Raw genomic sequence first — 11,244 nt, forward strand, 5'->3', positions numbered from 1 at the left:
CGTCGGAACCGGCCCTCCTGAGATTGCGTTCCCTGATGTCCAGTCATGTTGCAGCACTGCCCGTACCGCGAACCAGTGAGGGGGCGTACCCGGCATGAGTCCCGGTGACGAGCACGACAGCTTCGGCGGCGTGGGCGGCTCGGGCCAGACCCGGACCCGCCTGCCCGAGGGCAACAGCGGCGACGTCTACGGCGGCGCCCGCCGCCCCGTCCGCAGCCCCCGCTCCCTCATCACGGTCGTGGGCGTGGTGGTCCTCCTCATCGCGGCCATCGCCTTCGCCAACCGCGGCGGCGCCGACCCGGCGGACGCGTCGGACCCCACCTCCGGCACCCCGGGCAAGACGGCCCCCACGGCGGCGACGGGCGTCCGCCCCGTCACGGGCAAGAACGGCGCGATCCCCACGGGCCACGCCCACGACGAACAGGGCGCCCAGAGCGCGGCGACGAACTACGCGGTGGCGCTGGGCTCGACGGGCATGTTCCAGGACGGCCCCCGCGAGGACATCGTGCGCGCGACCCACGACCCCGCCGTCGCGGACGACCTGCTGAAGCGGCTGGACACCTCCTACTCGGAAGGCTTCCTGACCAGCATCGGACTCGACGCGAACGGCGCCGCCCCCACCGGCCTGACCTTCGTGTCCCGCACGGTCCCGGTCGGCGCCAAGGTCGTGGAGTACACGGAGACCTCCGCGACCGTGGAGGTCTGGTGCACCGGCCTCCTCGGCCTGGCCGGAGCGGGCTCGACCAAGCCCGTCACCTCCGCGTGGTTCACCCTCACCGAGAAGCTCACCTGGGTCGGGGACGACTGGCGCGTCACGTCGTCGACCCAGACCGAAGGCCCCACACCGGTCAACGGCGACAACCGCGCCTCCATGGCCGACGAGATCGCCGCGGCGGTCGAGGGATACGGAGGCTTCACCTATGCCCGCTGACCGCAGCATCGCGGGGCGCGCGGCGGCCACCGCAGCCGTCGCCCTCCTCTCCGTACCGTTCCTGTCGCTCTCGGCCGCCCAGGCCGCGCCCACGCCGACCCCGACGGCGCCCACCCCGTCCCCGAGCGCCTCCAACAACGACTGCGGCCTCATCGTGGGGCAGGCCCGGGACCTGTGCGAGAAAGGCCAGCCCGGTGGAGGCGGTGGCGCCTCCGTCACCGAACCCACGGCCGCGCTCGACCCGCTGTCGTCCCTCGCCCGCGGCTGCGCCGACGCCGCCATCGCCACCATCGACTACCTCTCCAAGGCCGTCAAAGAGACCGCCGACGTCGACTTCACCAACACGGAGTTCCTCGGCCGGTACGCGATCGTCTTCGCCGCCTCCACCTTCCTCACCCTCCTCCTCTGGCTCCTCGCCGTCGCCAAGCGGGCCGTCCGCGGCGTCCCCCTCACCACCGCGCTCTCCGAAGCCATCGGCTTCCTCTGGCTGACCGTCCTGGCCTCCGCCTTCACGCCCCTGATCCTCTACACCGTCGTCAACGCCACCGACGCCGTCACCGAGGTCATCGCCTCCGGCACCGGCCAGCAGACCGACGTCTTCTTCGGCAGCTTCAAGCAGGCCCTCCAGAAGGGCGACAGCATCGGTGGCGGCCCCATCATGCTGATCATCGTGTCCCTGGTGACCGTCGTCGCCGCGGGCGTGCTCTACCTGGAGCTGTTCCTCCGCGCCGTGATGCTCTACGTCGGCGCGCTCCTCGGCGTCGTCGTCTACTCCGGCCTCGTCGACAAGAACATGTGGGGCCACGTCCGCCGCTGGGCCGGCATCATGATCGCGATCATCCTCGTCAAGCCGGTCATCGTCATCGTCCTCGGCCTGGCGGGCGCGCTCTCCTCCGGCACCGGCCCCGACTCGTTCTCCGCCGTCGTCTCCGGCCTCGCGATCATCCTGCTCGCGATCTTCGCCTCCGCGATGATCTACCGCTTCGTCCCCGGCTTCGGCGACGAGATCGCCGCCTCCCGGAACAACCGCCTCCACCGCGCGGGCGAGAACACCGCCGCCGCCGTCATGACCTCCCCCGCCTCCCTCGTCTCCCAGGGAATCAAGACCCACAGCTCCCGCGGCGACGGCGGCCAGTCCTCCCAGGGCTCCGGCCCCCGCCCCGCCAACCCCATGTCCGGCGGCATGGCCGCCCACAGCAGCCGCGGCGGAAGCGGCGGCGGGAGCGGCGGCGGCGCCACTCCCCCACCCGCACCCCGTAGCAGCAGCCCCACCGCGGGCACCCCGCACAGCAACCGCAAGAACTCTGGAGGTGGAGGGCGTTGACGACCCAGTCCCAGCCGGTCGCGCCCCGCCGCACGTATCTCGTGGGCCGCGCCCGGCCCAACGCGATCGTCGGCAAGAACCGCGAGACCGGCGAGATCGCCCTGATCATCGTCGGCGCCTTCCTCGGCATGATGAGCGGACTCCTCGTCCCCCTCCTCCCCCTGCGGATCGCGCTCCTCGCCGGCCTGCCCATGCTCGCGATCGCCGCCGTGTACCTCCCGTACAAGCACCGCACCTTCTACAAGTGGTTCGAGATCAACCGCAGCTACAAGCGGATGCTCAAGCGCGGCACGGCCTACCGCTCCGTCGTCTCCGAGGCCGGCACCCGTCTCGACGGCCGCGAGGTCGAGGTCGGCCCGCCGCCCGGCATCGGCCGCGTCGGCTGGCTCGCCGCCCCCTTCGGCCCCGACGAGATCGCCGTCCTCCTGCACGCCGACCGCCGCACCGTCACCGCCGCCATCGAGATCGAGGGCCCCGGCGTCGGCCTGCGCGACAGCGAGGACCAGGAGGCCCTGGTCGACCGCTTCGGCACCCTCCTCAAGCACGTCGCCAACGGCGACGGCTTCGTCACCCGCCTCCAGATGCTCGCCCGCACCCTCCCCGCCGACCCCGACGCCCACGCCAAGGACGTCGGCCAGCGAGGCGACCCGCACGCGCCCGCGTGGCTCATGGAGTCGTACGACCAGCTCCAGTCGATGGTCTCCACCTCCAGCGAGCAGCACCGCGCCTACCTCGTCGCCTGCATGCACTACACGCGCGAACTCGCCGCCGAGGCCAACGCCATGGCCCGCGCCGCCCGGCACGCCTCCGGCGCCCGCCGCCTCGACCGCGACGCCGGCCTCGCCGTCGTCATGGCCCGCGAGCTCACCGACATCTGCGCCCGCCTCGCCGAGGCCGACATCCGTGTCCGCCAGCCCCTCGGGCAGTCCCGGCTCGCCTCCCTCGTGCACTCCATGTACGACCCGGACCACCCCATCGACCACATCCAGGCCATGACGAAACGAAACGCTTGGCCAGCCGAACTCGACGCCATGGAACCGACGTACCTCCAGGCCAAGACCCGCGAGTCCTCGACCCGGGCCCCCTGGTGCCACGCCACGGCCTGGGTGAAGGAGTGGCCGATGACCCCGGTCGGCGTCAACTTCCTCGCCCCCCTCCTCGTCCACACCCCCGACGTCATCCGCACGGTCGCCGTCACCATGGACCTGGAACCGACCGAGGTCGCCATCGAGCGCATGCTCACGGAGAAGACCAACGACGAGGCCGACGCCAGCCGCGCCGCCAAGATGAACCGCACGGTCGACCCCCGCGACATCGCCGCCCACGGCCGGCTCGACCAGCGGGGTGAAGATCTCGCCAGCGGGGCTGCCGGAGTGAACCTGGTCGGGTACATCACGGTGTCGTCGCGTTCCCCCGAGGCCCTGGCCCGGGACAAGCGCACGATCAGGGCCTCCGCCGGCAAGTCGTATCTGAAGCTGGAGTGGTGCGACCGCGAGCACCACCGGGCCTTTGTGAACACCTTGCCGTTCGCGACCGGCATCCGCCGCTAAGGCCGAAGGGGCACCGACCGATGCGAGATCCGCTGTCCGTCCTCACCGACGCCTTCACCTCCTTCGTCTTCGGAAAGGTGGAGACGACCCGCCTGCCCGTCCGCACCTCCACCGGACAGGCCCAGGCCGTCTACCTGCCGACCGCCGCCCCCGGCCTCGGCGACTCCGGCGTCATCATCGGCCGCGAGGTCTACAGCGGAAAGGGGTACATCTACGACCCCTTCCAGCTGTACGGGCAGCAGCTCCCCGCCCCGCACTGGCTGGTCCTCGGCGAGTCCGGCAACGGCAAGTCGGCCCTGGAGAAGACGTACGTGCTCCGCCAGCTCCGCTTCCGCGACCGGCAGGTCGTCGTCCTCGACGCCCAGGGCGAGGACGGCGTCGGCGAGTGGAACCTCATCGCCCAGGAGCTGGGGATAACCCCCATCCGCCTGGACCCGATGGTCGCCAACGACTCCGGGATCCGCCTCAACCCGCTCGACCCGTCGATCACCACGACCGGGCAGCTCGCCCTGCTCCGCACGATCATCGAGGTGGCGATGGGCCACGGCCTCGACGAGCGCGCCGGCTTCGCGCTCAAGGTCGCCCACGCCTACGTCACCGAGCACAAGACGGACCGCCAGCCGATCCTCACCGACATCGTCGAGCAGCTCCGCCACCCCAAGGCCGAATCGGCCGAGGCGATGAACGTCGACATAGACGACGTCCGCGCCTGGGGCCTGGACGTCGCCCTCGTCCTCGACCGGCTCGTCGACGGCGACCTGCGCGGCATGTTCGACGGCCCGACGACCGTCGGCATCGACCTCGACGCGCCCCTGATCGTCTTCGACCTCTCCCACATCGACCGCAACTCCATCGCCATGCCCATCCTCATGGCCATCGTCGGCGTCTGGCTGGAACACACCTGGATCCGCCCCGACCGGAAGAAGCGCATCTTCCTCGTCGAGGAGGCCTGGCACATCATCAACAGCCCGTTCGTGGCGCAGCTCTTCCAGCGGCTGCTCAAGTTCGGCCGCCGCCTCGGCCTGTCGTTCGTCGCCGTCGTCCACCACCTCTCCGACGTGGTCGACGGAGCGGCCGCCAAGGAAGCGGCGGCGATCCTCAAGATGGCCTCCACCCGGACCATCTACGCCCAGAAGGCCGACGAGGCACGCAACACGGGCCGGGTCCTCGGCCTGCCCCGCTGGGCGGTGGAGATCATCCCGACCCTCACCCCCGGCATCGCGGTCTGGGACGTCAACGGCAACGTCCAGGTGGTCAAGCACCTCATCACCGAGAAGGAACGCCCGCTCGTCTACACGGACCGCGCCATGACCGAGTCCTCGGTCACCGATCCCGAACTGGAGTGGGAGACGGAACAGCGGGCGATCCTCATCGAGCAGCAGCAACTGAACGGCACTTCGCAGTCGACGGTGGCATAGACGCATGGACACGGCACGGAAGGGAGGCGGCGGAGGCATCTCCGACGGGCTGCTGCTCAGCCTCTTCGGGCTCCTCCTCTGCCTCACGGTCCTGGTGTGGACGGCGACCGGCCTGGCCGGTCTCCTCTCCCACGGCGCCTGGCCGGAGGGCATCACCCTCACGGGCACGCCGTCGGCCCTCCGCTCCCTCGTGACCGCCCCGACGGACCTCCCGGCCGCCTGGCCGGCCACCCCGCCGGGACAGCTCTCCGGGTACGGGCTCTTCTGGGGCCTGCTGATCGGCGAGGCGATGATCCTGCTGGTCCTCGCCGTCTTCGCGCTGGGCACGCTGGCCCGCTGGCGAGCGGTCAGGACGAACAGGAAGGCGGGAGCGTACGGTCACGCCCACCCGGCTCCCGTACGGGACGGCCTGACCGCGCCCGCCCCGACCGAGCCCGTACGGGTCACCCCACCCCGCACGGAGACACCCCCTGCACCCGCACCGCCCCTGACCCCCACCCCGACACCCACACCCGCACCGGCACCCACACCCGCACCCGCACCGGCACCGGCACCGGCACCGGCACCGGCAGATCCGACACCGACACCCGTCATTCCCGCACCGCCCGCCGCACCCGCCCCAGTCGTCACACCCGCCCCGGCAGCGTCACCCCGTACCGTCTACGGCCCCCGGGAAACCCGTCACCCCGCCGCCGTGCAGGCGATCCGGGACGCCGAGGGCCCCGTCCTCGTCGTCACCTCCGACCCCACCGTCTGGTCGACGACGAAGGACGCGCGCGGCAAGCTCGGCCCGGTCCTGGTCCACGACCCCGGCCACCTGTGCGACACCCCCGCCCGGCTCCACTGGTCCCCGTCCGAGCACTGCGAGGACCCGGACGTGGCCGCGCAGCGAGCCGTGGCCCTGCTCGCCCCCGTCCGCCCGCACTCCCGCCTGGACGCGGCCACCGCCGACACCGCGGAAACGCTCCTGCGCTGCTGGCTGCACGCCGCCGCCGTCGACGGCCGCCCCTTCCGCCAAGTCCACCGCTGGGCACAGGGCGCCGGTGCCCACGAGCCGGTACGGATCCTCCGCAGCCACCCCAAGGCGGCGTCGGGTTACGCAGGCCTCCTGGAATCGGCCCTGACGGCACACCCCGAAAGCCGCCGCCTGGCACAGGAACTGACGGCACGTGCGCTGGCGGCACTCTCCTCGATCCACATCCGGGAGGCCTGCACCCCGAACCGAACGGATTCGCTCGCGCTGGCATCTTTCGTCCCCGAAGGGGGCACGCTGTACGTGGTGGGGGAACCGATCGAGGATCCCCGCACCGACCCCGGCGCGATGCCGCTCCTGACGGCCCTCGCCGCAAGCGTGGTCGAGCACGGCCGCCGCATGGCCGCACGGTCATCCGACGGTCGGCTCGACCCACCACTGACGCTCGTCCTCGACGACGTCGCCGCCGTGGCCCCGCTCCCGCAGCTCCCGCAGCTCCTCGCCACCGGCCACGGCCAGGGCCTCCCGACCCTGGCCCTGATGCGCTCCGCCGAACAGGCCCGATCACGCTGGCCGGAGGACTCCCTCAGCCGCTGAGGACCCGCCGGTCAGACCGGCCGCAGCAGCTCGTGCTCCAGCTCGTTCGCCACCTCGCTCCCGTGCAGGGCGACCCGCACCCCGGTCGGCACGTACCCGAGTCGCCGGTACACCGCCTGGGCCCGGACGTTCTCGGCGTGCACGTACAGCCGCGCCCGCTCGATCCGCGGCTCGGTCAGCGACCAGGACCACTCCGCCGCCGCCTCGAACAGCGCGTCGATCACCCCGGTGCCGCGCGCCTCGTCCCGTACGAACACCCCGACGACATGCGTCTGCTCGACCTCGGGAACATCGTCGAAGAACGTCTCGGTCCCGGCCCGCTCCACCAGCACCGACACCGTGCCCACCCATCGCCCGTCCGGCGCCTCCGCGACGAACTGACGCACGCCGCCCGGCCCGTCCTCGGCGCCCCGCGCCGCCCGCTCCTGCCAGAAGGAGTCCGGGCGCTCGGCCGCGACCTCGTACGTCTCGAGGAAGGCGAGGTGCGCGACCGGGTCCTGGAGGGCTGCGAGCCGGAGCTCACGGATCCGCTGCCACTCGTCGGCGCGGGCGGCACGTACTGAATAGTCCATGAGGCAGATCCTCCCGACGGCCCCGCCCCGCTGACAAGGCCTTTTATGCCTCGTCGTACCCCGGTACTACACGGCCGGCGACGCTCCCTCCCCCGGTCGGACGTCCGGCCGCCGCCCGCTCCGTACCGTCGGAAGCATGATCCGAGCAGAGAACCTCACCAAGCGGTACGGCGACACCACCGTCGTCCAGGACCTCGGTTTCACCGTCCGCCCCGGCGCCGTCACCGGCTTCCTCGGCCCCAACGGAGCCGGAAAGTCCACCACCCTCCGAATGATCCTCGGCCTCGACGCCCCCACCCGCGGCCACGCCACGATCGACGGGATCCCCTACGCCGCCCACACCGCCCCGCTGACCCGCGTCGGCGCCCTCCTCGAAGCCCGCTCCGTGCACCCGGGCCGCTCGGCCTACCACCACCTGATGGCCCTCGCCCACACCCACGGCATCCCCCACGCGCGCGTGGAGCGGGTTCTGGCCCTCGCCGGCCTCACCGGCGTCGCCCGCAAGCGCGTCAAAGGGTTCTCCCTCGGCATGGGCCAGCGCCTCGGCATCGCCGCCGCCCTCCTCGGCGACCCGGCCACCGTCATCCTCGACGAGCCGGTCAACGGACTCGACCCGGAGGGCGTGCTCTGGATCCGCACCCTCCTCAAGTCCCTGGCCGCCGAAGGCCGTACCGTCCTCGTCTCCTCCCACCTCATGAGCGAGATGGCCCTCACCGCCGACCACCTGATCGTCATCGGGAAGGGACGGCTCCTCGCCGACACCACGGTCGACGAGCTCGTACGCACCTCCGGCGGCGCCTCCGTCAAGGTCGTCAGCCCGGAGGCGAGCCGGCTGCGTTCCCTGCTGCCGGGCGCCGGGTTCACCGTGGAGGCCCCCGACACCCTCGTCGTCACCGGCCCGGACGCACCGGAGATCGGCCGCACGGCCGCCGCCCACGGCGTCCCCCTCCACGAACTCACCCCCCAGGCACCCTCCCTGGAGCAGGCGTTCATGGCCCTCACCCACGACTCCGTCGAATACCAGGGAGCCCCAGCATGACCACTCCGGCCCTCACCCACGCGCGCGTACTCCGCTCCGAGTGGCACAAACTGTGGACCGTCCGCTCCACCTGGACCACCGTCCTCACCGCGGCGGCCCTCCTCCTCGGCGTCGGCATCCTCATGGGCGCCACATACACGTCGGACGGCGGCGACTCCGACGTCGACACCGTCGTCCTCAGCCTCTACGGTTCCCAGCTCGGCGGGATCGCCCTCGCCGTCCTCGGCATCCTCGTCACTGCGGGCGAGTACGCGACGGGCATGATCCGCGCCTCCCTGACCGCCGTCCCGCGCCGCGCCCCCGTCCTGTGGGCCAAGGCGGCCGTCTACACGGCCACCGTCTTCGCGGTCTCGTTCCTCACCGCCCTGCTGACCTTCCTCACCGCCCAGGTCTTCCTCTCCGACACCGACCAGGCCGCCTCCCTCACCGACGACGGGGTCCTCGCCGCCATCGCGGGCAACGCCGCCGGCGTCACCCTCCTCGGCGTGCTCGCCCTCGGCCTCGGCGCCACCCTCCGCTCGGTGCCGGGCGCGATCGGCGCCTTCGTCGGCGGAGTCCTGATCGTGCCCGAGATCCTCGGGATGCTCCCGTACGAGGCGATGGACACGGCCCTCCGGTACTTCCCCACCCAGGCGGCCGGCGCCCTCGGCTCCGCGACGCCCCTGGCGGGCGCGGCCGCCCCAGGCGCCGCCCTGCTCGCCCTGTTCCTCTGGGCGGCCGCGGCACTGGTCGTCCCGGCCTGGCTGCTCAGGCGCCGGGACGTATGAGGATGATGACGGGGTGACCACGGAGGAGACACCGCACACGACCGAGCCGGCGGGGCCGACGGCTCCGACCGGCCTCAGCAGGCACGTCCAGCGCCTCCTCGCCCGGCTCCGGGCCTTCGACACCCGGCGCCCCTGGGCGTGGGACACCACGGTGACCCTCCTGTGGACGACGGCGGCGCTCGTGGACGCGTCCGGAGGCTGGCGCACCATCGCCCGCGTCCCGACCGTGCCGGTCTGGCTCGTGGTCGTCCTCAGCGTGGCCTTCGCCCTGCCCCTCTACTGGCGCCGCCGCCATCCCCTGGCCGTCCTGGCCGTGATGGCCTGCGCGGCGCTCGTCAGCGACGTCTCCGGAGCCTTCCTCCAGGCCGGCTACCTCCAGATGATCCCGGTCTTCCACCTCGCACTCACCCGCCCGCCCCGCGCGCTCCTGTGGGCCCTCGCCCTGATCCTTCCGCCGCTCGTGACGGGCGCGGTCCGGTACCCCCAGGACAGCTGGGACCAGCGCGTCGTCCCCACCCTGTGGGCGTACGCGCTCGTCGCCCTCCTCGGCATCGCGGTCCGCTCCCGGAAGGACTACACGGCGGGCCTCGTCGACCGGGCCCGCCGCCTGGAGATCGAGCGCGACCAGGAGGTCCGGCTCGCCGCGGCGGCGGAACGCACGCGTATCGCCCGCGAGATGCACGACATCATCGGCCACAACCTGTCGGTCATCACCGGCCTCGCGGACGGCGGCCGTTACGCGGCGGCCAAGAACCCCGAACGCGCCGCCCAGGCCCTCGACGCCATCGGCACGACGAGCCGCGAGGCCCTGGGCGAGCTCCGCCGCCTCCTCGGCGTCCTCCGCGACGACGGACCGGAGGCGGCCCGCACGCCCCAGCCGACGCTGGCCGACCTGAACACCCTCATCACCGGCGTACGGAAGGCAGGCCTGCCGGTCCGGATCGACGTCCACGATGACCCGACCGCCCAACCCCTGCCGCCGGGAGCCCAGCTGACGGTCTACCGGGTCGTCCAGGAAGCCCTGACGAACACCCTGAAGCACGCGGGCGCGGGCGCGCAGGCGCGCATACTCCTCACGTACACGCCGAAGGACACACGGGTGGAGATCACCGACACGGGCAAGGCCGCCACCGGCGGGGGACAGGGCCCTGTCCCTGGCCATGGCCAGGGACTCTCGGGAATGCGCGAACGCGCCGCCCTCTACGACGGCACACTCGAAACCGGCCCGCTGCCGACCGGCGGCTGGCGCGTCATGCTCCGACTCCCCCGGGAGGACTCCCCCTCGTGACGACCGTTCTCATCGCGGACGATCAGCCGATGCAGCGCTTCGGCTTCCGCATGCTGCTCGAAAGCCAGGACGACATGACGGTCGTCGGAGAGGCGACGAACGGCACCGAGGCGACCCGCCTGGTCGACCGCCACCGCCCCGACGTGGTCCTGATGGACATCCGGATGCCCGGCCTGGACGGCATCGAGGCGACCCGCCGCATCATCGCCACCGGCGCCCGCACCCGGATCCTGATCGTCACGACCTTCGACCTGGACGAGTACGCGTACGACGGCCTGCGCGCGGGCGCCAGCGGCTTCCTGGTGAAGGACGCCCAGCCGGAGGAACTCCTCGCGGGCATCCGTGCGGTCGCGAGCGGGGACGCCGTCGTCGCCCCGAGCCTCACCCGCCGGCTCCTCGACGCCTACATCCATCACCTGCCCGCGTCCCCCACGGCGGCACCGCGCCCCGAAGATCCCCGCCTCGCCACTCTCACGGAGCGAGAACGAGAGATCCTCACGGTCATCGGTCAGGGCTGGACGAACACGGAGATCGCCGAACGTCTGCATCTCGCGGAGTCGACGGTGAAGACCCACGTCGGACGCATCCTGTCGAAGACGGGCACCCGCGACCGCGTACAGGCGGTCATCCTGGCGTACGACACCCAGCTGGTGATGCCGGCCTGAAAGACCGTGCCGACTATCTGATGGTGAACGCAGAAAAGCCCCGCACCATGAGGTGCGGGGCTTTCCCACAATGATTGTTCGGCGGCGTCCTACTCTCCCACAGGGTCCCCCCTGCAGTAC

10 protein-coding genes are annotated in these 11,244 nt (G+C 72.1%); 9 read left to right on the forward strand and 1 reads right to left on the reverse strand.

Annotation, left to right across the window (positions count from 1 at the left end):
• The first annotated feature begins 94 nt into the window (after window positions 1-94).
• Genes IO20_RS0126205 through IO20_RS0126225 form a run of 5 tightly spaced genes read left to right on the forward strand, consistent with a single transcriptional unit; the run spans window position 95 to window position 6,793 of the window.
• Window positions 95-931 (forward strand): hypothetical protein, encoded by an 837-nt coding sequence (locus IO20_RS0126205; RefSeq protein WP_030554371.1) that lies wholly within the window; start codon window positions 95-97, stop codon window positions 929-931.
• Window positions 921-2,255, forward strand: a complete 1,335-nt coding sequence (locus IO20_RS0126210) for a membrane protein (protein WP_030554373.1) — start codon at window positions 921-923, stop codon at window positions 2,253-2,255. Before IO20_RS0126205 ends, IO20_RS0126210 begins: the two co-directional genes overlap by 11 nt.
• On the forward strand, window positions 2,252-3,805 hold the full coding sequence (locus IO20_RS0126215; RefSeq protein WP_030554375.1) for an SCO6880 family protein: 1,554 nt from the start codon (window positions 2,252-2,254) through the stop codon (window positions 3,803-3,805). Before IO20_RS0126210 ends, IO20_RS0126215 begins: the two co-directional genes overlap by 4 nt.
• Before the next feature lie 20 nt (window positions 3,806-3,825).
• A complete protein-coding gene (locus IO20_RS0126220; RefSeq protein ID WP_030219055.1) occupies window positions 3,826-5,223 on the forward strand; it encodes an ATP-binding protein in 1,398 nt (465 codons plus the stop codon).
• Window positions 5,224-5,227: 4 nt separating this feature from the next.
• Complete coding sequence (locus tag IO20_RS0126225) at window positions 5,228-6,793, forward strand: type IV secretory system conjugative DNA transfer family protein (RefSeq protein ID WP_030554377.1); 1,566 nt, start codon at window positions 5,228-5,230, stop codon at window positions 6,791-6,793.
• Between the two features lie 11 nt (window positions 6,794-6,804).
• Here IO20_RS0126225 and IO20_RS0126230 read toward each other — a convergent pair whose 3' ends face one another.
• Window positions 6,805-7,365, reverse strand: a complete 561-nt coding sequence (locus tag IO20_RS0126230) for a GNAT family N-acetyltransferase (protein ID WP_030554379.1) — start codon at window positions 7,363-7,365, stop codon at window positions 6,805-6,807.
• A 136-nt stretch (window positions 7,366-7,501) separates the two neighbouring features.
• Here IO20_RS0126230 and IO20_RS0126235 point away from each other — a divergent pair, with 136 nt between their 5' ends.
• The 4 genes from IO20_RS0126235 to IO20_RS0126250 are packed head-to-tail and all read left to right on the forward strand — an operon-like array spanning window position 7,502 to window position 11,124.
• Window positions 7,502-8,404: an ATP-binding cassette domain-containing protein gene (locus IO20_RS0126235; RefSeq protein WP_030554380.1), complete on the forward strand. Its 903-nt coding sequence runs from the start codon at window positions 7,502-7,504 to the stop codon at window positions 8,402-8,404.
• Complete coding sequence (locus IO20_RS0126240) at window positions 8,401-9,171, forward strand: ABC transporter permease subunit (RefSeq protein WP_030554382.1); 771 nt, start codon at window positions 8,401-8,403, stop codon at window positions 9,169-9,171. The genes IO20_RS0126235 and IO20_RS0126240 overlap by 4 nt, the downstream gene beginning before the upstream one ends.
• A 13-nt stretch (window positions 9,172-9,184) precedes the next feature.
• Window positions 9,185-10,459 carry a sensor histidine kinase gene (locus IO20_RS0126245; RefSeq protein WP_030554383.1) on the forward strand — a complete coding sequence of 425 codons (1,275 nt, stop codon included), beginning with the start codon at window positions 9,185-9,187 and terminating at the stop codon, window positions 10,457-10,459.
• Complete coding sequence (locus IO20_RS0126250; protein WP_030554384.1) at window positions 10,456-11,124, forward strand: response regulator; 669 nt, start codon at window positions 10,456-10,458, stop codon at window positions 11,122-11,124. Before IO20_RS0126245 ends, IO20_RS0126250 begins: the two co-directional genes overlap by 4 nt.
• Window positions 11,125-11,244 lie beyond the last annotated feature (120 nt).

The organism is Streptomyces exfoliatus (genome assembly GCF_000725545.1).
GTDB lineage: Bacteria > Actinomycetota > Actinomycetes > Streptomycetales > Streptomycetaceae > Streptomyces > Streptomyces exfoliatus.

Bases quoted from the DNA above. Each gene is read 5' to 3' on its own strand.
- IO20_RS0126205 (WP_030554371.1), top strand. From the start codon at position 95: ATGAGTCCCGGTGACGAGCACGACAGCTTCGGCGGCGTGGGCGGCTCG.
- IO20_RS0126210 (WP_030554373.1), top strand. From the start codon at position 921: ATGCCCGCTGACCGCAGCATCGCGGGGCGCGCGGCGGCCACCGCAGCC.
- IO20_RS0126220 (WP_030219055.1), top strand. From the start codon at position 3,826: ATGCGAGATCCGCTGTCCGTCCTCACCGACGCCTTCACCTCCTTCGTC.
- IO20_RS0126225 (WP_030554377.1), top strand. From the start codon at position 5,228: ATGGACACGGCACGGAAGGGAGGCGGCGGAGGCATCTCCGACGGGCTG.
- IO20_RS0126230 (WP_030554379.1), bottom strand. From the start codon at position 7,365: ATGGACTATTCAGTACGTGCCGCCCGCGCCGACGAGTGGCAGCGGATC.
- IO20_RS0126235 (WP_030554380.1), top strand. From the start codon at position 7,502: ATGATCCGAGCAGAGAACCTCACCAAGCGGTACGGCGACACCACCGTC.
- IO20_RS0126240 (WP_030554382.1), top strand. From the start codon at position 8,401: ATGACCACTCCGGCCCTCACCCACGCGCGCGTACTCCGCTCCGAGTGG.